This is a genomic window from Shewanella sp. TB7-MNA-CIBAN-0143 (assembly GCF_040310065.1).
Taxonomy (GTDB): domain Bacteria; phylum Pseudomonadota; class Gammaproteobacteria; order Enterobacterales; family Shewanellaceae; genus Shewanella.
This window is the reverse complement of record NZ_JBEOPL010000005.1, coordinates 160920-184339: the sequence shown is the minus strand read 5'-3', so window position 1 is coordinate 184339 and position 23420 is coordinate 160920. Positions and strand designations below refer to the sequence as shown.

Genomic DNA, 23420 nt, shown 5'->3' with positions numbered 1-23420 from the left:
GTCCCCAATTATTACAAAATTATCAGCAGCCTACATTAGCGGCTGCTGTGATTATTATTGTTATTCTCAACTCGCACACCCTAACCTACACCCAGCTTTACAACACTTCAAATAAACCTGCAGCACCTTGACCGCCACCAATACACATGCTGATCACGACGTATTTAACACCACGACGTTTACCTTCAATTAACGCGTGCATCACCATACGAGTACCGCTCATGCCATAAGGATGACCAATAGAAATTGCGCCCCCGTCGACGTTTAAACGATCATATGGAATGCCCAATTTTTCTGCACAGTAAATGACCTGAACCGCAAACGCTTCATTGATTTCCCACAAACCAATGTCATCAATATTCAAACTATGACGTTCAAGCAACTTAGGAATAGCAAAAATTGGACCTATGCCCATTTCATCTGGCTCACAACCTACAACCACCATGCCTCGGTAAACACCTAACGGCTTAAGACCGCGTTGCTCAGCGAGTTCTCGTTCCATTACCACAACAGCGGCAGCACCGTCAGACAGTTGCGATGCGTTACCGCCAGTAATTGAGCCGTTATCTTTTACCGCTTTTAAACCCGCTAAGCCTTCAATATTGGTTGAAGGACGGTTACCTTCATCTTGAGTTAAGGTGACTTGTTCTTTAGTGATATCACTGCTGGCTTTATCCATCACCAATTTTGTACACGTAACAGGCACAATTTCGTCATCAAATTTACCTGCAGCTTGTGCATCAGCAGTGCGTTGTTGCGAGATTAATGCGTAAGCATCTTGTGCTTCACGCGAGATGCCATAACGATTAGCAACCACTTCGGCGGTATCAAGCATCGGCATATAAATCGCTGGACGATAAGCTTTAACACTTGGGTCGACCGCTCGGTGCATGTTCATTTTATCGTTTTGAACCAAGCTGATTGAGTCACAACCGCCAGCAACTACCACGTTGGCGCCATCACAAACAATATAATTGGCAGCGATAGCAATAGACATTAACCCTGATGAACATTGACGGTCGACAGTCATACCTGGCACAGACACAGGCAGTTTTGCCGCCATTGCCACTTGACGACCAAAGTTCATCCCCTGGTTACCTTGAGTTAGTGCAGCACCAAAAATACAATCTTCAATTTCATTTGGGTCAATACCCGCACGCTCAACGGCTGCATTAACAGCAACTGCAGCTAATGATGGAGCAGATAAATCATTAAACGCACCGCGGTACGCCTTACCAATGGGGGTTCTCGCTACAGATACAATGACGGCTTCTCTCATAATAATTCCTTGTTTATATGTCTTCTAAGACATGTATTTAATCAGGTTTTGAGGTTGAGCTAAGTATTAGTCATAATCACAAGAACAGTTAACGAAACAGCTCAACCTACATTAGAATCATTTACTGTTGCTGCGATTTCATAAATGCCATCGCCTTGATCACAAACTTCTCGCCTTGTTGAGTACCAGATTTCAACGCTTTTTGATTATCTTGCGCAGTGAGTTTCTCCCAGTTGTCACGCACCGTTTCTGGGGTTTGTGATGCTTTAGGGATAAAACAACCTTCTGTTTCAAAGATACTGGCACTTGAATAACCACCCGCTCCGGCACATAAAATAAAGCGGTTTGGCGCGTGTTCATCACACAAGGTCAACATACCCGCAGTTACCGCTTCTGGCGCGAAGGCTTTAACGATTTCTTCAGGCATTAAATCTTCAGTCATACGCGTCCCCGCAGTGGGAGCTAGCGCATTGATGTGGATATTATTTTTTGCACCTTCAAGCACTAAGGTATTCATTAACCCAAGCACTGCCATTTTGGCTGCGCCATAATTAGACTGACCAAAATTACCGTACATGCCGCTTGACGATGTGGTCATCACAATACGACCATAATTTTGCTGTTTCATTATTTCCCACACTGCTTTGGTGCAGTTAACCGAGCCCATCACGTGGACATCCATGACTAACTTAAAGTCATCTAAGGTCATTTTAGAAAACGACTTATCGCGCAAAATTCCGGCATTATTGATTAAAATATCAATGCGGCCCCACTTGTCCATGGTTTGTTGCACCATGTCTTGCACTTCGTCAAAATTAGCGACGTTTGCACCATGACTAATGGCTTCACCGCCCATTTCTTCGATTAAACGAACCACATCTTGCGATGCTGCAGAAGATGCGCCGCTTCCATCACGTGCGCCACCTAAATCATTTACCACCACTTTAGCACCACGTCTGGCGAGTTCCAACGCATGAGAGCGACCTAAACCATTACCGGCACCTGTGACTATGGCTACTTGTCCTGCAAAACTGATCGTCATAATGTTTCCTTAACGGTTTTTTTGATTTTTTATTGTTGTTTTATGTTCATGTGAAGGTGACAAATGATAGAAATCTACTTAACCATTTGCACAGAAATCCACTCAGCCACTAATGCCGGAGTATCAACACCTTCAATTTCAATGGTCACTTCGGTTGATAAACGGAACTGCCCTGGTTTCTTTTCTTCAATTGAAAGGGTTTTAGCGTGTGCTCTAATGCGACTGTTAACGGTAACCGGCTGTAAAAATCTCACTTTATCGAAACCGGCATTCAAGCCCATATAAAAACCGTCAATGATGACGCTAAATTCTTCAGCAAAATGTGACAGCATGGAAAGTGACAGGAAGCCATGGGCAATGGTCGAGCCAAAAGGCGTGGCTTTGGCTTTTTCTTCATCTACGTGAATAAACTGATGATCCAGTGTGCAATCCGCAAACTGATTAATCTGATCTTGAGTGATTTGATACCAGCTTGTTGGCTCGGCTTGGAAGCCAATATAGTTTGTGATGTCGTTACGATTGATGACTGTCGGCATTGTTCCCTTTCCTCTTGTACGTTCAGGTACTGTCCATGAATGAAATTTAAGCGATATCTCATGCTAGTTGGGGTGGGCACATTAAACAAATGAATAGTTTTAATACCAAGACATTCGCAATATGAATAGTCTAGCGTGTTGAAAGGAAGTAATACGTCAGGGAGATTATAACAAAAACGCATTACCCAATTAATGAGTAATGCGCTAATAATAAAGGATTTATACTAGCTAGAATTGAGAAATTACCTCGCGAATCAAAATCCAACTATAGGCAAAGTCTGACTGGTAATACTCATCTAGGGAATCGACCTACGTATAAATAACTCAGCTCAGTCAGTGATAACCTATGATGACTATGACCAACTTGGACATCATTCAATTTAGGTTAAAACCAGTCGGCTTGCATGTCAAAACTGGTACTGTCAGTACTCATCAACAGAGATGACCACACCGCAATTTTGGGTAATTCAAAGCGATAGAAATACTGCGATGCCTGTAACTTACCTTTATAGAAAAACTCATCAGCTTGATGCGGTTGCTGTGCTAAGGCTTTGGTGGCAACCATACTTTGCTTAAGCCATAACCACGCAATAATCACATGGCCAAACAACTCTAAATACTTAACTGAGTTGGCTAAGGCTAAGTCGATGTTCTTCGTCGCCATGCCGTTGAGTACCGCTTCAGTTGTCAGCGTTAATGTCTCTACCGCTTCGCTTAGCTTCTGGGTATATTCGCTCAAGCTGTCGTATTGTTTGGCTTGCTCAATGGTTTGGGCAATTTCATGTAGGGTTGCTTTATAACCCTGCATCTTATTCATCGGCACTTTACGGGTAATCAAATCTAACGATTGTATTCCCGTGGTGCCTTCATGAATCGGATTTAAACGGTTATCACGATAGAACATCTCAACTGGATGCTCATTGATGTAACCATGCCCGCCCATAACTTGAATAGCATAAGAGTTAGCTTTAGGGCCATATTCAGATGGCCAGGTTTTAATGATTGGGGTTAAAAAGTCTAATAAGGTATGGGCATGTTCACGTTGTTCAACGGTGTCTGCAGTACGCTCATCATCACTTAATTGAGTCCCATACAACACTAACGCCATTGCCCCTTCGGCATAAGCTTTTTGTGCTAATAACATGCGTTTTACATCAGCATGTTCAATGATATTTACCATTGGGGATTGCGGGTCTTTACACGAGGGTAGTCGACCCTGCGGACGGTTTTTAGCGTAATCGACTGAATATTGATAACCGGCCACAGCCAATACCGCACCACTAGTACCCACCATAATGCGAGCTTCATTCATCATGTGGAACATGTACTTTAAACCGCAATGTTCTTCACCGACTAAATAACCAATTGAACCATTTTTCTCACCAAAACTCAGTGCAGTAGATGTTTGCGCGCGGCCACCCATTTTATGAAATAGCCCAGCGAGAGCCACTTCATTGTCTTCACCGACGGAACCATCTTCATTAAGCAAAAACTTAGGTACCACAAATAACGAAATACCTTTAACACCTTTTGGTGCGCCTTGAATTCGTGCTAACACCAAATGAACGATATTCTCGCTTAAATCATGGTCTCCGCCTGAAATATAAATTTTATTGCCAGTAATCCGATAAGTACCGTCGTCCGACTTTACCGCTTTGGTAATTAAGTCGCCTAACGCTGAGCCACTGCCCGGTTCAGTCATGGCCATGGTGCCCATAAAACGGCCTTCACGCATGGGTTTAACCCAAGTGTTAATCAGTGCTTGACTGCCATGTGCTTGCAACAAGTTGGCGTTGGCTGTGGTTAACATGTTGTAACCCATACCCACACCGCCAGCCACACTCAAAAATGAGGCTGCTGCACTGGCGATAATCGGCGGTAATTGCATACCACCCAAATCATAATCAGCTGTTGCAGCACCAATACCAGACTCATTAACCGCATCTATCGCGGTTTTAAGTTCTGGGATGATATGCACTTTTTTACCATCAAATGTTGGTTGATGGGTATCAAGTTTTTGACGGATAGGAAGAAAGTATTTTTCTGCGATCGCTTTAGCCGTGGTGACGACTTCATTGAAGGTCTGGCGATCGTGATCTTGATAACGCGCTCGGCTCGTTAACGCTTCACTGTCAAACAGTTCGTAAAGCATAAATTCAAGATCGCGTTCATTCATTAACGTTGCAGGCATAATAGTCTCTTCTTATCTTGTTACTGAGCAGATGCCATGACATCTGCTCACAATGTATTGTTAAATGGATAGTGACAAATATTTGCTGACTGCCCACTGAGGCTTAAAACGCTGACACGCCGCCATCAACCGCAATGCATTGTCCTGTCATATAGGTGTTGGCGGGTGATAACATCATTAACATCACCGCGACGATTTCTTTTGGCTCACCTAAACGATTCATTGGCGCGCCACGGGCCATTTTCTTTTGCTTTTCTTCGTCAGCAAAGTTGGTCACCATCGGCGTTAGGGTAAAGAATGGGCATATTGCATTAATACGAATATTCTCGCGGCCGTATTCAACTGCACCGGTTTTAGTTAAGCCAATAACAGCATGTTTTGCCATAGAATAAGCACTGCCTCGAGCAGCGCCACCTAAACCGGCCATTGAACTGACATTGAGAATAGCGCCTTCGCCTTGTTTAAGCATTTGTTGTATTTGATGACGCATGCCAAATTGCACACCTTTGACGTTGACAGCAAATTGGCTGTCCATAATGGATTCGTCAATGTGATGCAGCGGCATAAACTCGTGCGCGATACCGGCATTATTGACGCCAATATCCACTCGACCAAAATATTCAATCGCGGTATCGACCATCGCTTTACAAGATTCATTTTTGGACACATCGCATTTCATTGCGACCACTTCAGCACCGGTCGCGGCAATAGCATCTGCCACTTGATGCACGCCAGCTTCGTTAATGTCACTGATGACTAAATTAGCGCCACGTTTGGCTAACTCTTCGGCCAATAATTTACCAAAACCTTGTGCTGCGCCCGTAATAACGGCGACTTTGCCCGTAAAGTCTAATAATGGATCCATGCGAGTAACTCCTGTAATTGATGGTCTTATTGTTATATTGAGTGTCTGTTTATCAATTTTTTATCATTTGTTTTTAGCTGAAATCTTAAGTATTAAGTATTAAGTATTAAAGATTAAAAATGAGTGTTAACGTCGCGTTATCACGGTAGATGTCGTTGATAGAACGCTGTTATTTCTCTTGTGCGACAACCTGCAACGCCATTTGTGCAAGCGGTTCAACGAACGATCCCACTTTATTAGCATGTTCATTTGATGCATTGCCTTCTGCAGCGCGTTTTGCCACTCCTTGGGCAATCGCCGCTAAACGGAAGAAACTAAACGCAAGATAAAACACCCAGTTTTCAATCCGTTCAATGCCCATGCGGTGGCAATATAAATCGACATATTCTTGTTCAGTCGGAATGCCTAAGCTGCCACGGTCGACGTCTTTTAAACCATCAATACTGCCCATTCCTGCTGGCATACGTAATTGCATGCATTGATAAGCAAGGTCGGCATATGGATGACCTAATGTCGATAATTCCCAGTCGAGCAATGCAATAACCTGTGGCTTATCTTTGGCAAACATCATGTTGTCTAATCTAAAGTCGCCATGGACTAAACACACACGGCCATCATCTTCGGGTAAATTATCTTCAAGCCACTGACTTAGCTGGTCCATCGCGGGTATTTTTTTAAGCTCGGTCAACCGATACTGTGATGTCCAGCGAGTTAATTGACGCTCAAAATAATTTCCTGCTTTACCATAATCAGTTAAGCCAACCGCATTCACATCAACACTGTGCAATGCAGCTAATACTCGGTTCATTTCGTTATACATGGCTGAGCGGCGCTCATTGGTGCCAATCTCAGCTAACGATGCGCTCCAATAAACGGTGCCATCGCAATATTCCATTAAGTAAAACATCGAACCGATAACAGAGATGTCTTCACACAGATGGAATACTTTTGCGACCGGAACTTCGCTGTCTTTTAATGCATTAAGAACCCGATACTCTCGGTCAACCGCATGAGCAGACTTTAATAACTTGCCTGAAGGTTGGCGGCGTAATACATACACACCCGATTTTGCGGTGACTTTAAATGTTGGATTAGACTGACCGCCGGCAAACTTTTCTAAGGTAATCGGGCCTTCAAAACCCTCAACTTGATTTTCTAAGTAAGCAGTCAGCTGTTGATTATTAATTGATAATACTTGGGGCATTTAGCAATACTCTTGTTGTTATTCTTAGTCATTAGATCGCAGTCATTGGATCGCAGTCATTAAAATTAGTCAGCTTGAATCAGTGTTTACGATCCAATTTTATGACTCAATGATTGCCATCTGATTGGTGACACGGCATTCAGATTGAAACGCAAATGCGTTTCAATCTGTTGCTCAATGTCTGCAACGTATCGATTTACTCTGCAATCTTTTTCACTAAATCACGGCCTAACTGCATCATATGCACTTGGTCTGGACCATCGGCTAAACGCAAAGTACGTTGTCCAGCCCATGCGTGTGCTAAGAAGGTGTCTTGACTCACACCCACTGCACCATGGCATTGAATAGCACGGTCAATCACATCAAGTGACATATTCGGCGCGACAATTTTGATCATTGCAATCAGTTCTTTGGCGGCTTTATTGCCGTCGGTATCCATTTTTTGCGCCGCTTTTAAGGTCATTAAGCGGGCTTGTTCAATCTGGCAGGCAGATTTAGCAATGTCTTCACGAACCGACTGTTGCTTGATCATCGGTTGACCAAACACAATACGTTCACCAACGCGTTTACACATTAAATCTAATGCGCGCTGAGCGATACCAACTGAACGCATGCAGTGATGAATACGTCCAGGGCCAAGGCGGCCTTGGGCAATTTCAAAACCTTTACCTTCAGCAACAATAATATTTTCAACCGGTACGCGGACATTGGTAAACGTCACTTCGCCGTGACCTTCGGGAGCGTCGTTATAACCAAACACTTTCATTGGCCGCACTAACGTCACGCCCGGGGTGTTCATTGGCACAAGCACTTGTGATTGTTGAATGTAACGATTGCTGTTGGTTGGGTCTGTTTTGCCCATCACAATCATAATTTCGCATTGCTTACGACACGCGCCACTGATGTAAAACTTGCGGCCATTAATGACATACTCGTCACCATCACGTTCAATGCTTAACTCAATATTAGTCGCATCACTTGAGGCAACTTCTGGTTCTGTCATCGCAAATGCGGATCGAATTTTGCCTTCCAGCAATGGCTCTAGCCATTGTTTTTTCTGGGCTTCATTTCCGTATTTAGCCAATACTTCCATATTGCCGGTATCGGGTGCCGCACAGTTAAACACTTCAGATGCCCACATCACTTTGCCCATAATTTCAGCCAGTGGTGCGTATTCTAAATTAGTCAATCCAGCACTGTATTTGCCGTACGCCACAGGCAGAAATAAATTCCACAATCCTTCTGCTTTCGCTTTGGCTTTTAATTCTTCCATTAACGGAGGCGTTGACCAAGGATCAAGCTCTACCTGTCGGTGCATTTCTTCTTCAACCGGAAACACGTTCAAATCCATAAAATCGGTTACACGTTTGATTAATGCTTGAACTTTTTCACTGTATTCAAAATTCATGTTCTACCCTTCTATTGGTCATTACGGTGTAATAGCAGTGCTAGAGTGAGGCTTAATATTTCAATTAAGACTCAAGCAGATCAGCAAACGTTAACTGAGTGACGTTAATGATTTTTTGTTAAACGGTTTAATCTCCGCGATGGCTTTGTGTTTAATTTTATTGACCCACTGCGGATCGACTAACAAGGCTCGGCCAACTGCGACTAAATCAAATTCGTCATTATTTAAACGCACTAATAACTCATCAATGCCAGTTGGATTAGACGTGCCAGATAAATCGGCATTGCCTTCACCAATAAAGTCAGCGTCTAACCCTACATTGCCAACGGTAATGACGGGCTTATTAGTGAGCTTTTTGGTCCAACCTGCTAAGTTAAGATCTGAACCTTCAAACTCGGGTACCCAGAATCGGCGGGTACTGGCATGAAAAATATCGACGCCAGCATCGCTTAGCAAACCTAAAAAGGTGGCTAACTCTGCAGGGGTTTGACACAGTTTTGCACTGTAATCTTGTTGTTTCCACTGTGAAAAGCGGAAGATAATCGTAAACTCCTCACCCGCTGCGGCGCGAATGGCTTTAACAATTTCAACGCCAAAGCGAGTTCGATTTTCTAACGAACCACCGTATTGGTCATCGCGTTGGTTAGTGCCTTCCCAAAAGAACTGATCCACTAAGTAACCGTGCGCGCCGTGTACTTCAATGGCATCAAAGCCAATGTTTTTGGCATCTAATGCGGCTTGTGCAAAAGAGGCAACCACTTCATCGATATCATCTTGGGTCATCGCAACGCCGTTTTTAGCACCGGGTTTGTACAAACCAGACGGGCTATAGGCGGGGGCGTCTTTGTCTGGGCCAACACCGGGTTTTCTTACTGAACCCACATGCCAAAGCTGTGGGGCAATTTTGCCACCTGCCGCATGCACTTCATCAACCACGTATTTCCAGCCTGCTAATGCTTCTTCACCGAATATGGCGGGGACATTTTCATAACCGTTGGCCGCTTTATGAGAAATAAAGGTGCCTTCGGTGATAATTAATCCCACATCACCTTCAGCACGTCTGCGATAATATGCTGCAACATCTTTATTAGGGACATAATTAGGTGAAAACGCACGGGTCATCGGCGCCATGACGGTTTTATTTTTGAGTGACAACGATTTAGTGCTGAATGATTCAAATAACTTATCGATACTGGTGTTTTTATCGCTGTTCATGAGTATTTCCTAGCGTGTTATAGTTTTTTATTTATCTATTTTTTCTGATAATAATCAATCCATTACCCAATCAGATAACCGCCGTCGACATTGATGGCGGTACCTGTGGTGTAACTTGATGCGTTAGATGCGAGATACAACACAGTGCCGGCCATTTCGTCTGGTTGAGCAACGCGCTTCATTGGCACGTGGTGCATCATTTGTTTCAAAATGGCTGGGTTATCAACTAACGCAGAAGCAAACTTGGTATCTGTTCCGCCGGGTAATAGAGCATTCACGCGGATATTGAATTGGGCGCATTCTTTTGCGAATGCTTGAGTCATTGAAATAACAGCCGCTTTAGTAATAGAGTAAATACCTTGGAAATCTCCTGGGATAACACCATTAACAGACGCCACGTTAATGATTGAACCACCGCCACTGTCTTTCATTAATTTTGCGCCTTTAGTCGACATAAAGAAGTAACCACGAATGTTAACGTCGACGGTTTTTTGAAAGGCGATTAAGTCTGTATCAATAATGTGACCAAAATATGGGTTAGCCGCAGCGTTATTCACCAGAATATCTAGTTTGCCATGTTGCTCTGTAATGGCGGCGAAAATCGACTCTATTTGATCCATGTCGCCAATGTGACACGCGATGGCTTGTGCACTGCCGCCGGCTTTAACAATCTCATCAACCACTATCTGGCAAGCTTCAATTTTTCGACTTGATACAATCACATGAGCACCGTACTGAGCTAATAGTTTGGCGACACTTTCGCCAATACCACGACTTGCACCAGTCACTAAGGCAACCTTCCCTGTTAAATCAAACAAATTGACATTGTTCATGTTTTTTCCTTTATATTTTTGATTAATGGTTCAAAGCGCTAAAGAGCCTCGTGATTACCTAAAGGTTACCCAGTCATCGCCAGCCTGCTCTAAGTGACTGTAGTTATTAAAATAATCAACACTCAACATGTTTTCAGAAAATAACAGTTTAGTGACACCTGTATTTCTAGCCTGCTGATTCAAGGCTAATGTTTGCTGATCGTTCAATTGTAAAATGTGTTGCACGATTGCTGAAATAGTCCCTCCTGAAGTAAACACTAAAATGTCTTTTGATTTTTTTGTGTTATTTCCAGCGGTGGTAATCTCACGCTTTTTTGCTAATTCTTGTTCAATAATATTGTGCAGAGCCCGAATACAACGCGCTTTAAATTGTGGCCAACTCTCTTTGTATTCATGATCTTTATCACCAGCAATCCAACGACTGAGTGCTTGAGAAAATTCTTTTTGTAGCGTTTTATTCGGTTCATTACGTTGACTAATTTCTAGACTCATTTCTGCAAAGTTTTGCCACTGGTCATTGTACTTTTTTAAAATATCTACATGGTCAAACTCATTAAAGCCAGAATGGATAATCATGGGTGTTGATTCACCTTGGTATCCTTTTACAAAGCTGGTTAACGTTTGGCCATGACGCAATAAATCACCACTATAAAACTTGCTGGGGATAGCCCTAGCGCGCCAGTACTGACCTAATATTGTCGCTTGCTGGCTACCTTTATCTGACAGTTGATCGTAATCAGTGCTTCCAAAAGATGCCTGCCCGTGTCGAATCAAATAAATTGCTGCCATATTAGGTCTCTAACTGATTAAAATGATGGTTCAATACAAAAGTAAAAAATTAACTCACTGTTTAACTTATTGTTTGGATTGTCGTTAATCTACGTTTAACAACCTTGAAAGCAATATTGAATTATTTTCGAATATCTGTAGTAGATGTTAATAATGAATGCTTTTAGCGTATATTTAGCCATTTTTTGTACTGCACCGAATCTACTTGACTATGCTAATAGCAACATCTAAATTGAACAAATGAATAGTTCTAATACCCTACTATTTATAATTTAAATAGTAGATGTTAGATCTAAAATAGCAGATATGAGTTGAGGTGCTCTCAACGTACACCGTGAGATCACTGGAGTGAGTATGAAAATTGATTTGAATTTGTTTGTGGTTTTCGATGCGATTTATTGTGAAGGAAACATAACCAAAGCAGCGTCAGTGCTAAATTTATCGCAACCAGCAGTGAGTCATTCATTAGGTAAATTACGCACTCATTTTGATGATGCTTTGTTTATCAGGCAAGGCAATGAAATGCGGCCAACACCGGTGGCAAAGAATGTCATTGATGACGTGCGCGAAGCATTACATCAACTACAGGTGTGTTTAGTACAATCGCGGCAGTTTGAACCCTTAACCTCACGTAAGAGTTTTTCACTGTCATTACATGGCTCGATAGAACCTTACTATTTACCGATATTGCAGCAAAGTTTGTCGTTAGAGTCTCCGGCAATCAATTTACGCAGTAATAAAAGGGTCAGACGAACGGAACTCGAAAACAAGCTTGCCAGCGGTGATATTGATTTGGCAATTGATACCTTAATCCCTGTCAGCAATAACATTATGCACACCCAATTAGAAGTAGACCAACTGGTTGTTGTTGCTCGTAAAAACCACCCAGCTATTACACCAGAACTTGATTTAGATACTTACCTTCGTTTAGATCACGTGCTAGTTTCATCTCGCTCAACGGGCCCTAGCTTGGAAGATTTTGAACTTTCTCGCATTGGTTTGCATCGTAAAATCTCATTACGTTGCCAGCATGCTTTATCAGCGTGCCAAGTCATCTTAAATAACGATATGTTGCTCACATTACCTAAAACCGCCGCAGCCATGTATAGCAAGATGCTTGATATTGCTATTTACCCTATGCCAGTGGAATTACCTGATATTGGCGTGCATTTATATTGGCATGTTAACGTCGACAAAGAACCGGCTAACAAATGGCTTAGAAACAAAATGATTATTGCGGCAACAAATACTCGCATAGAGAAAAATTGACATTCATATAGGTAATGATTGAGCTTAAATGCCAACTATATTTTTTCACGCAATATATAAGGGCATGCCCCTTATATATTGCCGTTTAATTAACACTGCAGGTAATTATCCATCAAACTGTGTTCTTGCAGTAAATTGATATGTCACCTAATAAACCTAAAGACTGTTCAATCAATTTTATACACTAAGAGTTGCTGATCCATTGCCTAATATCGACATCGACAACTAAATTTAACAGCTCATTTTTTGACGGTTCATCGAGTTGATGAGTTAATGATAAATTGACAACATACAAAATTAATCCCAGAGTATTCACGTTTAATCCTGTGGCATTAAAATCCGGTTTATCTTGCATTAAAATCAGTTCACATAGATCAAGTGGGTAACCCCAAAGTGTCAAGATATAAACCGTCAAGACAGTCGCATCTGCAAGCATGGCATGAGTGTCATCTGAATCAAAATCAACATGCTCGTTTGTTTCAGACATTAGCACTAAATGACCAATACCACTGAGTAAAGCAGCTATAAAAACAACATCTTGCTGCTCAACGCTAAATCCCATCGACTTACTTAACTGACGACATAATCGAGAATAATTAAATGACCATTCATTAATTTTTTTATGTGCTTTTTCTGGCACTCTTAAGGCTAATGCTTGATCAACGACCATACTAACAACGATCGTTTCAGTCATTTTAAGACCTAAACGTTTTATGGCCTCTTCCAAACTCACAGTCTTACGGCTGTAGCCTAAGAAAGCTGAGTTTGCGATTTGTATCAGCTTGGCAGCGATAACACTTTCCTGGTGAATTATGTCCGCGGCATGAGAGATATCAACTTCTTCATTGGCGAACATAGACTGAATTTGTCTCGCGATATCTGGTAATGCAAAAAAGTACCCGATACGACCCAGTTTATTTCGTAAAGGTTGTTCTATATCTAGGGTATTTAAGTGTTCTAATGAGCAAAAAACATCATTTATGTCTTGTTGTGTAAAAGGTTTTTTCAACACAAAATGGGCAATTTCTGTTACTTTAGACACAACATCCTCGGCGGTGTCACCGGTTAATAACACCCGTAATGCCGACGGCATTATTTGAGAAACCTGTTTTAGCAGCTCATCACCATTAATATCTGGCATTAAGTAATCACAAATCACGGTATCGACAATGGCCCCATCAGGCAAAGCCTGCTGCCAATTAAGTGGATCACTGCATAAATAAAATTGCCAATGTGGTTTGAGACGACTTGCGACTCTATTTAGCGCTTTAAGCATAAAAATATCGTCATCAATAAACAGTACAGTTAATGTTTTCATAAATCACCCATTAATCTGGCAACTGAAAAATTAGGATCAGAAATTAAAGAAATAAACTGCTCCTCTATTTGAGGGCGAGCAATAACATAGCCTTGGATAATGTCACAATTCAGCCGTTCAAGAATTGGAATTTGGTCAAAATACTCTACTCCTTCAACCACCACTTTCATACCTAAATCATGGGCCATACGGGTAATGTTAGCGATCATGCTTTGAGTGTTTAAATTACTGGCAATGTCGATGATTAAAGACCGATCTATTTTAAGCACATCGATTGGCAATTTTGATAAATAAGACAAAGATGAATAGCCCGTACCGAAATCATCAATCGCAATACTGATCCCTGCTTTTTTAAGTCTAGCCAGTTTCTCTGCACTTTCTTCAATATTATCAACCAACCATGACTCTGTTAATTCAAACTCGAGAATTGACATGTCGATATCGAAACCTTTCAATAACGCTTCGACTCTTGGTATAAAATCGGGTTCAGATAATTGCTTTCCAGAAATATTAACAGCAACATGATCGAGAACGATTCCGTTTTTAAGCCAATTTGAAATCGCTAAACAGGTTTTTTCAATTACCCAGTAGCCTATTTCAATAATTTGCCCTTCTTGCTCCGCTATTGGAATAAATACGTCTGGAGATACCATTCCTAACTCTGGACTATTCCAGCGTAACAGTACTTCACAACTAGCAATTTTACGTAATCTTAAATCGTACTTAGGTTGAAAGTTTAAAAATAACTCTTGATTTTCAATGGCATGATATAAGGCTTTACTTGTAAATAATTGTTTGCGTTTCTGCTCGATGATTGAGTCGTCAAAACGCATGTAAAAATGAGAGTTTCCATTACTATGCAGTCTGTTACTGACCAATGCATTACTGAATAACTGCTGTGCACTCGCGCCATCACTTGGAGCAATGCAATAGCTAATCGTAAATTCAATGCGTACAGTTTTTTCAGCATATTTTTTGTCAGTAAACGATGAAAAAATATTATCTAGTTGACTGTGTAATTCAATCTCCGATACATAGTTAGCAACAAGAATCACAAAATATTCATTCGGTAATACAGATATTCGGTGATTAAACCTTTCACATTCCATTATTAATGTTGTGTGTATCTCATTAAATAATGCAACAGAATCAATATCGCCTAGCATATCAGCCCAATAGCCATAATTTTTTAGATGTATAGCCACCAAAGCAAATGATTTATTTGTCTCAAGTAATGTTTGCGCATTGCTTAATAAACTTGTTTGATCGATTAGCGTTTTTGACTCACAAAGGACATTATTATCAACGTCTGATGCCATTGAAATGGAAAAAAATCTAGAATTATCTGTCACATGCTTAAGGCTAAACATGACACTTTCGCCTTGAGTCGTTTGTAATATCGGGGGTTCATCGTTGGGGTTAAATAAATAGTCAATGCAACGATCAGTACAATACGGAAACAGGTCATTTAATAATGTATTTTCGTTTTTTATTGCAAGTATCTTTTTAGATAAGCCATTGAACCTACCTATTTGACCATGTGGAAAAAGCTCGATTACAGCTTCATCACTGCTGGCAAGTAGATCGGCAATAATACTTCTTTGTTGTTTACTGTTGTATTGACAAAAGGCCTCCTCAACCTCAATAACAAGTGCATTGTCGTCCCATGGTTTTTGTAAAAAACGAAATACAGTACGAGAGTTAAGCAGCGTTAATATAGAATTAAAATCAGACGAACCACTAAGCACCATACACACAGTATTAGGTTGCATAGATTTTATTGCTAGCAGTAAATCAGACCCATTCATCATAGGCATACGATAATCTGAAATAACGACAGGACATGCTTCTTTAGACATGATCTCTAAGGCTTCTTTGCCGTTATCAGCAATAAATACTTGATAACCTACACGCATGAACAATCTTTTTAACGCTCGTAATATGGACTGTTCATCATCAACAATGAGTAGCTTTTGCTTCATAATTTTACCCATTAATTAAAAGACTGTTGACTAAAGATCGCAGCTTGTCGTTATCAAACGGTTTTGATAATACCGCATCAGCACCTAAATCTAAGGCTTTTTGCAATTCATGTTCAGATAATCCAGACAACACAAGGATTTTTAATTCCGCTAATTCTGGCTGTTGACGAATAAATTGCAATACTTCAAAACCATCTAAACTAGGCATTGCAAGGTCAAGTGTAATCAAATCAGGTTTATCACTGAGTAATTTAACACCCGCGTGAAATCCATCTGCGGCAAAAGAGAAATAATAACCGCTTGATGATAAAACTCGGCGTATTGCATTTCTAATTTCAGTTTCATCATCAATAATTAAGATACGTTTTGGTGATGCAGAACCTGAGTCGGAATTAGTCTCTATATCCTCACAGTAACTCATTAATTCTTCAGGCATTGGCATTTTTTGTTGTTGTAAAAACAAAATAAAATCGTCCAGTAGCACTCGGTAATTACCCCTACCCGGCAATTTATGTCCTTTTAACCGACCTTGCGAAATCCAACGACTAACAGTCCTATGATGCACATCACAATACTGCGCAATGACACTGGGTCGTAACGTTTTCATATTTATCACTCATCATAAAACTTGATTAGTTGTCATTTATAGCATAACTTAATCAATGAGACAAATGAGACATTGAAGACATCGGAAATTTAGGAACATATGAAACAATTAGAAACTGCAGATTTACCTGTAATTTTATGTGTAGACGATGAGACCAGTATTTTAAAGTCTTTACAACGTGTGTTTTTTTCATCAAATGTTCAACTATTACAAGCGTCTAGTGGTAAACAAGCACTAGAAATAATGCAACAACACAAAGTGAACCTGATCATTTCTGATATGCGAATGCCAAATATGACAGGTGCAGAGTTTCTTGCACAAGCAGCCGTAATGCAGCCTGACAGTTATCGTATTTTGATGACTGGATACTCGGATATTCAATCTACTGTTACGGCCATTAATATCGGTAAAATTCATCGTTATATTCAAAAGCCTTGGGATAATACTGAACTACTTGCACAAGTTAATGAGGGGCTAGAGACTTATCGCCTACTTAAAAAAAATAAAGAACTGACAAAGAAAATTGCAGTTCAAAATAAACAACTAAAACAATTGAATACCAATCTAGAAGACACGGTACAGCAACGAACCCAACAACTAAAACAAAGTTTACAACAATATAAAACCTTGGCCAATAATCGAGGTAATGAACAGAAAGCTACATTAGAAGTGCTTTATAATTTAATTAGTATCAATCCGGAAATAAACGGTCAGTTTGCACTTAAAATCAGTGAAACCTGCAATAACATCGCTAACCTATTAGGCATCACTCCACCTGGAGTCGAAATTATTACTAAGGCAGGATTATATTCCGAGCTAGGCAAATTAGGGTTACCTTCTTATTGCCTGAATAAGCCATATGATGAACTGACTAGTGCTGACCAAAAACATTTTATGCGTCACCCTCAATTAGCAGAAGAAATTTTAACACCTGCCGTTCATTTATCTGTAATGAGTGAAATTATTGCTAGTCAATATGAACAATATAATGGTACCGGAGAGCCATTACAGAGAGCGGGCAAAAATATTCACATAGGATCGCGAATTTTATCCGTTGCTAGAGATTTTTGGCATGAATTTCTGCCTAAAAAAAATATTCAAGAGCCGACAAAAGAACAAGTATATAAACTGATAATGCTTCAACAAGGTATTTTATACGACCCAAAAGTGGTTGAAGCATTGGGTAAGTTAATATTTAGTAATGAAAATAATAAAGAAAACATTCATTATTCTGAAGAAGAGTTCTCAAATGGCATACACATAGGAGAAATATCTATTGGTATGCGACTTAGTCAAAATCTCTATAATCGTAAGCATATGCTATTACTACCAAAGGGACATGTCTTTTGTACTAAAACAATCAATAACTTACAGAGTTATGAAAAGAGACACAAAGAAACGTTACTGATAAAAGCAGAGAAAGTTGAAAAGTGACCTGATCAGGCAGAACAAAAGAATGTATAACTCGATAATCGCATCTACATTGTTACTATTTATCCACATATGTTTTAACGGTGAATTATTATGAAAAACATGTTAATAAAACTGTTTTTCTCAAAGGCATTTTCTACAAGGCGCATGTGGTTTTTTATCTACGCCACATCACTTGGCTTGATTGCTAATACCATGGCAATTGACATTCCCATTGTTGTGCCGTTTCTTGTGGGTAATATTGCGTTTTCAATTATACTATTTCGATTAGGTTTCACTTGGTCGTTATTATCGTTAATCATTGTTTGCTTACCACTAGAAAGCCCATTAGTTATTGGTAATTGCGTTTTACAATTAATGTTTCTTATGTGGCTTAGGCTCAATCTTAAGCAGTCTTTATGGCCTATATTTTGTGTATATTCCATATCAATCTTTGCCCTTGATTACCTATTGGGTAATGATTCTTTAAAAAGTACAACGATGTTATGGATCATTGCCACCATGTTACATTGCTGTATTTTTGCCCTGTGTACCAAAACCGCATTGATGCTTAATACCATCACCATCACCCCATTAAATCAAAAACAGCAAAGTTTGCGTCTTCAACTGAGTCACCGAATTGGACTATACAGTGCAGTGCCATGCACAATATTGATTGCATTTATTTTGCAAGCAGCAATCGGACTGCATTTATCATCGCAACTACAATTTTATCAAGATGAGCAAAATGTGTTTGTGTCAAAAATACAGCGGCATATAGAACGATATATCAGTAATACTGAGCTCGTTGCCAGCTTAGGACATAAAAATATAGATACACATACTCTACAAACACTTAACGGCCAGGAACCTGAATTTATATCGACATTGGTGACCGATAAAAATGGCATCGTGACGCAATTTTACAAAGCTGGTGTATCGGAACTACCGATTAACAATGTGTCTGTTACTGACCGCAGTTATTTCAGTCAACCCAAAACAATTAATAGCAGCTTTGTGAGTGAGAGTTTTAAAGGTAGAGCCCTCGGAGAAGACCTGCTTTTTGCCGTGAGCGCACCTATTTATCTAAACGGTATTTTTGATGGCGTGGTCGAAGTTTCGGTCGTTCTAGACACTCTCACCAAAACATTATCGTTTACTGATAACATCAGTCCAAACACGATTATACTTGATCGACAGTCAAAAAAGATATGGGGAAGCAATCACTTAGGGGAATTAGGCAATGTTTGGAATGAACACGCAATATTTGAACCATATCATCCCTCATTACTGCAACAGTTGTTTTTTAATACGGCAAAATCAATTGTTTTCACAACAGATGCTCATTACATTCTAGTAAAAAGCCAATTAGATAAATTAAATTGGTCAACAATACATTATCAAGAAACAACCCCTTTTGTTGTTCGCTATTTAATTTATCTTAGTATCGCAATGCTATCTTCATTATTAGTATTGAAATATATCACTGCATTATCAGGTCGTTTAGTGCATAACTATACGGAAACACTCGAAAAAATTACAGAATTCACACATCAATTAGGCACTGATAAACGAATCAATCAACCGCTGCATTTTAACTATTCAGCGCGAGAATTTGAGATACTGACTCAAAGTATAAATAACCTTAATGAACGTGTTATTAATTCAAGAGAAGCAATGATGAATTCAATGGCTGAAGTCAAAGCGTTGAACAATCAATTAGAAGACAGAGTGAAAGAAAGAACATTACAACTAGAACAAGAGCGCGACAGAGCAAATCAATTAGCAGCTATCAAGACTCGTTTTTTAGCGAATATGAGCCATGAGATACGCACGCCTATCACTATCATAAAAGGATTCACAGAAGAGTTACTTAACCACACAAATGGTGAAACCCAACAAGTGTTGAATCGTATTCGGCAAAATACCTTACATCTACAAAATGTTATTAACGACATCTTAGATACCGCTAAAATTGATGAAGGTAAAATGACGTTTGATTTACAGCCTATCGGCCTTAGAGACTTTCTAGTGAATTCAATTGATAGTTCATCACAAATTGCTAAATCTAAAGGGCTATCAATACAGTGCGCAATAGAGGACATATCTGACTTATATGTCATGGTTGATCCCTTTAGGCTACAACAAATTTTACTTAATTTACTCAGTAATGCCGTTAAATTTACAGCCAATGGCACTATTATACTAAAAGCACATAAATCACCTGATAATACTTGTACTGTTCAAATCATAGATGAAGGTATTGGAATGAGTGATGAACAACAACTCACTCTATTTGCAGCATTTAAGCAAGCAGACGTAAGTATAAGCCGGGATTATGGTGGCACTGGCCTAGGATTGTATATCAGTAAACAACTCGCTGATGCCATGGGGTTATTATTAACCGTGAAAAGTAAATTGGGTCAAGGATCCACTTTCACACTAACGTTGCCTACTACCAATACAAGACCCATGAGTAAGCCACTAGAACACGTTAACTCGACAACATTTACTCAACGAGTATTAGGCGGCACACTGCTTATTGTTGATGATGTAGAGGATATACGCCAACTCATTGCTGTTTATGTCAAACCGTTAAAAATGAAAATATTATTTGCTGAAAATGGTAGGCAGGCTGTAGATATCGTCGACAAAGATCAGCCAGATATTATTATCATGGATCAACAAATGCCCATTATGGACGGATACCAGGCTGCCCAAGTGTTAAGAAACAGGCACTTTACCAAACCCATTATTTCATTAAGTGCGGACGTATTTAAAGAAGAACACTCACCGAATACCGTCTCGCCTTTCAATGCAGTATTGAACAAACCCATTGATAAAACGCAATTATTGCAAACCATCACTCGATGTTTTGACAAGCATCAAACCAACGTATCAAAACCAGATAACGACGATGTAAAAACACAAGACGAATTAGACATGTTAAATGAAATTAAAAACTTACGCCTAGAGTATCTAGATAGTTTACGAGCAATGCCCGACCAACTCATCTTACTTGCATCAAGTGCAGATCACGATCAAGTTAAGAATTTATTTCACAAAATTAAAGGAACCAGTGCTTGCTTAGGGTTAGATAATGTCAGCGAATCAGCAAAACAAGCCGAAATAGGCTTAAAGGCTGGAGAAAATCTACATGACGTATGCAAAAAATTCAATTCTAGTTTAAATAAATTAATTACAGATTCAGATGCTTAGATGTGTTTTATCAATTTCACCTGGTGGTAATAAGGGTAAAATGATGGTAAAAGTCGTGCCAACATTCACAGACGAACTAACCGATATCTTACCGTTATGTTTTTGAATGATACTGTAGGACAAGGACAGGCCTAAACCAGTGCCCTGACCTACGGGTTTGGTCGTATAAAAAGGCTCAAATATTTTACGTATCGCGCTGTCACTAATACCACTGCCGGTATCTTTTATCTCAATAGTGACCTCAGTATCATCGCCGCGCACTGAGATATAAATGTGGCCTTTATTTTCGATCGCTTGTGCCGCATTGACCAATATATTAAGAAATACCTGATTCAGTTGCATTGGCTGGCATAACAATAGAGGTACAGACTCTTGATAATCGCGATGAATTTCGATTTTGTGTTTAAATTGGCTATTGGCAATTTTTAAGGTGCTTTCGATGCCATCAATGACATTACAGTTTTCCCATTCACTGCTATCAACATGAGAAAATGCTTTCAAGCTTCTGACTATATCGGTTACCCGTTCAATACCTTCGATAGATTCACTGACTAAATCTGGCATATCGTCGCGTAAAAAAGGATATTGCATGCGTTGTTGCATGTCTTGTTGAAGATTAATAAAAGTTTGATTTTTGGTTTTATCAATCACTTTTTCATAAAAACTAACCAGTTTTAGTAGCTTACTCGAGTAATCTTGTAAAATTTGTAAATTTGAAAAGATGAAGCCAATCGGATTATTAATTTCATGCGCAACACCAGCGGCTAATTGTCCTATTGCAGCCATTTTCTCAGATTGCAATAATTGATTCTGTGCAGCTTCAAGTTTATTGTTTAACTCTAGCAAAACAGAATGTTCTTGCGCCAGTTGTTGAGTTAATCCTTTTTGGCCTTGATAATAACTGGCAAGTTCAGTCACATCTTGCACAATCATACACACTGTTTTAACCGTATTATTAGACACATCCAATGGTAGAAACTCAATATTTTGATACATCAAGGTTTCTTCACCCGTAATTGGACGGCTACTGCCAAACACAAAAACGTGCGGCTTATGTTCCCAATAAGAAAAACTGGCATTATTTAATATAAAGACACTGTTGATTTTTTTCTTTAAATACGTAGCTTGGTCTGGAAACATCTCTAATAAATTGAGCCCTCTAACATCATCGCTGCTAATCTTGAGGCGATCGGCAAAAAAGTCATTCCAATACTCAATCTCAAACTGATCATTCAGCACACAAACACCTAATGGAAGTTTTGCGGTTAGATTCTGTAACATGGACTCTGTTGCCATCATGACTCCAATAACTCATTTAATTTGGTTAAAACAATCGAAATTGAGTCAGCTTCTAAACAAATCATGATTTTAGAATCAAATCGACTAGATTCTATTTTAAATTCAACTTCCATTAATAATGTGTTGCCCCAGCGATAATGACCCGCAGAAAGAAGTGTTGGGTCAAATACTGTTGGCATACTTAATTTTGTATTCAGTGTTAATTGTTGTGCAAAACCATTTAAGCAGGCCCCTGCAAGAATATTAGATAATTCCAGTAATAACTCTTCTTGGGTAATGTTAGACAATGGCAATTCGTAATCCATCAATTCAGCAATGGCTTCACAGCCCTGTTTGGATTGCAGGGAAAGTACTTCCCCTTTCACTGTACCCAGAAAAGACTGCCTGGTATGCCACATGGTGTCTAAGTTGATCATCTCAACAAACTCTGTAGGGGTAACTGACGATATTTGAGGGATAGAAAGTGTAATCTTAGCGCCAATCAGTCTCGCAAGAGAATTGGCTGCTTGCCCCATAGAAATGTTCATTAGCTCCTGCAAAGCATCACGCTGTTCTTCACTTAAATAGTCATTCATATTAACCCCACGTCAGATAAAGCCTGCGATAATTGCTCTGCTTGTAGCGGTTTATGTAAAAAGCGAAATGCCCCAAGTCGATCGACTAATTTTTTAGCTTCGGGTTGAATATCCGCGCTAATCACAATAACAACTGTTTTAGCATGATGTTCCTGTAAATAGCTTAGGACACCAAATCCGTCCAGTTCGGGCATAGTTAAATCCAAAAAAAGCACTTCTGCTTTGCCTGCTTCAACCGCTTCAATTGCCTCTTTGCCATTTTTGGCTTCGGTGATTTCAACATCCCAATCAACAGGGAGTGCACGCCTAACTACTTTTCTTGACATCATCGAATCATCTGCAATGGTTACAGGTATAGGCATTATAATCTCCAGGTTGT

The 23420-nt window shown here is 39.8% G+C and carries 19 protein-coding genes; 3 read left to right on the top strand and 16 right to left on the bottom strand.

The features are described from left to right. Positions 1–97: 97 nt before the first annotated feature. The 10 genes from AAEY97_RS06155 to AAEY97_RS06110 form a co-directional block, all read right to left on the bottom strand. Positions 98–1279 (bottom strand): acetyl-CoA C-acyltransferase, encoded by a 1182-nt coding sequence (locus tag AAEY97_RS06155; protein WP_350997328.1) that lies wholly within the window; start codon positions 1277–1279, stop codon positions 98–100. A gap of 121 nt (positions 1280–1400) precedes the next feature. Next, the gene (locus tag AAEY97_RS06150) at positions 1401–2321 is read right to left on the bottom strand and encodes an SDR family NAD(P)-dependent oxidoreductase (RefSeq protein ID WP_350997325.1); all 921 of its coding nucleotides are present in this window, start codon (positions 2319–2321) and stop codon (positions 1401–1403) included. Between the two features lie 74 nt (positions 2322–2395). Continuing rightward, complete coding sequence (locus AAEY97_RS06145) at positions 2396–2857, bottom strand: MaoC family dehydratase (RefSeq protein ID WP_059743536.1); 462 nt, start codon at positions 2855–2857, stop codon at positions 2396–2398. 385 nt (positions 2858–3242) lie between these two features. Beyond that, positions 3243–5048, bottom strand: coding sequence for an acyl-CoA dehydrogenase (locus AAEY97_RS06140; protein WP_182743439.1), 1806 nt, complete (start codon positions 5046–5048; stop codon positions 3243–3245). 103 nt (positions 5049–5151) lie between these two features. Beyond that, positions 5152–5913 (bottom strand): SDR family NAD(P)-dependent oxidoreductase, encoded by a 762-nt coding sequence (locus AAEY97_RS06135; protein ID WP_350997322.1) that lies wholly within the window; start codon positions 5911–5913, stop codon positions 5152–5154. 169 nt (positions 5914–6082) lie between these two features. Further along, positions 6083–7117, bottom strand: a complete 1035-nt coding sequence (locus tag AAEY97_RS06130; protein ID WP_101087175.1) for a phosphotransferase family protein — start codon at positions 7115–7117, stop codon at positions 6083–6085. Positions 7118–7313: 196 nt separating this feature from the next. After that, positions 7314–8525, bottom strand: coding sequence for an acyl-CoA dehydrogenase family protein (locus AAEY97_RS06125; protein WP_335691942.1), 1212 nt, complete (start codon positions 8523–8525; stop codon positions 7314–7316). A gap of 90 nt (positions 8526–8615) precedes the next feature. Further along, positions 8616–9740: an NADH:flavin oxidoreductase gene (locus AAEY97_RS06120; RefSeq protein WP_350997317.1), complete on the bottom strand. Its 1125-nt coding sequence runs from the start codon at positions 9738–9740 to the stop codon at positions 8616–8618. A gap of 62 nt (positions 9741–9802) precedes the next feature. Beyond that, positions 9803–10573 carry an SDR family oxidoreductase gene (locus AAEY97_RS06115; RefSeq protein ID WP_101087172.1) on the bottom strand — a complete coding sequence of 257 codons (771 nt, stop codon included), beginning with the start codon at positions 10571–10573 and terminating at the stop codon, positions 9803–9805. Positions 10574–10627: 54 nt separating this feature from the next. Further along, entirely contained in the window at positions 10628–11362 is a 735-nt protein-coding gene (locus tag AAEY97_RS06110; RefSeq protein WP_101087171.1) for a histidine phosphatase family protein, read from the bottom strand. A 354-nt stretch (positions 11363–11716) separates the two neighbouring features. On the opposite strand from AAEY97_RS06110, the gene AAEY97_RS06105 reads away from it, so the two are divergent. Continuing rightward, a complete protein-coding gene (locus AAEY97_RS06105; RefSeq protein WP_182743444.1) occupies positions 11717–12631 on the top strand; it encodes a LysR family transcriptional regulator in 915 nt (304 codons plus the stop codon). A gap of 184 nt (positions 12632–12815) precedes the next feature. On the opposite strand, the gene AAEY97_RS06100 is transcribed toward AAEY97_RS06105, so the two are convergent. The 3 genes from AAEY97_RS06100 to AAEY97_RS06090 are packed head-to-tail and all read right to left on the bottom strand — an operon-like array spanning position 12816 to position 16538. Further along, positions 12816–13949: an HDOD domain-containing protein gene (locus AAEY97_RS06100; protein WP_350997312.1), complete on the bottom strand. Its 1134-nt coding sequence runs from the start codon at positions 13947–13949 to the stop codon at positions 12816–12818. Next, a complete protein-coding gene (locus AAEY97_RS06095) occupies positions 13946–15931 on the bottom strand; it encodes an EAL domain-containing response regulator (RefSeq protein ID WP_350997309.1) in 1986 nt (661 codons plus the stop codon). The genes AAEY97_RS06100 and AAEY97_RS06095 overlap by 4 nt, the downstream gene beginning before the upstream one ends. Positions 15932–15935: 4 nt before the next feature. Beyond that, positions 15936–16538 carry a response regulator gene (locus AAEY97_RS06090; protein WP_182743447.1) on the bottom strand — a complete coding sequence of 201 codons (603 nt, stop codon included), beginning with the start codon at positions 16536–16538 and terminating at the stop codon, positions 15936–15938. A gap of 99 nt (positions 16539–16637) precedes the next feature. Between AAEY97_RS06090 and nosR the strand changes: the two genes are divergently transcribed. Both nosR and AAEY97_RS06080 read left to right on the top strand, forming a co-directional pair. Next, positions 16638–17972: a response regulator c-di-GMP phosphodiesterase, NosR family gene (gene nosR / locus AAEY97_RS06085; RefSeq protein WP_350997306.1), complete on the top strand. Its 1335-nt coding sequence runs from the start codon at positions 16638–16640 to the stop codon at positions 17970–17972. Between the two features lie 90 nt (positions 17973–18062). Further along, on the top strand, positions 18063–21167 hold the full coding sequence (locus AAEY97_RS06080) for an ATP-binding protein (RefSeq protein ID WP_350997303.1): 3105 nt from the start codon (positions 18063–18065) through the stop codon (positions 21165–21167). On the opposite strand, the gene AAEY97_RS06075 is transcribed toward AAEY97_RS06080, so the two are convergent. From AAEY97_RS06075 to AAEY97_RS06065, 3 genes are read right to left on the bottom strand one after another with little or no spacing between them, the layout of a single operon-like run. Then, positions 21156–22448, bottom strand: a complete 1293-nt coding sequence (locus tag AAEY97_RS06075) for a sensor histidine kinase (protein ID WP_259395379.1) — start codon at positions 22446–22448, stop codon at positions 21156–21158. The two genes, AAEY97_RS06080 and AAEY97_RS06075, sit on opposite strands and share 12 nt — an antisense overlap. 14 nt (positions 22449–22462) lie before the next feature. Then, a complete protein-coding gene (locus AAEY97_RS06070) occupies positions 22463–23041 on the bottom strand; it encodes a chemotaxis protein CheC (RefSeq protein ID WP_101087163.1) in 579 nt (192 codons plus the stop codon). Further along, positions 23038–23403 (bottom strand): response regulator, encoded by a 366-nt coding sequence (locus tag AAEY97_RS06065; protein ID WP_162023171.1) that lies wholly within the window; start codon positions 23401–23403, stop codon positions 23038–23040. Before AAEY97_RS06065 ends, AAEY97_RS06070 begins: the two co-directional genes overlap by 4 nt. Positions 23404–23420: the final 17 nt, after the last annotated feature.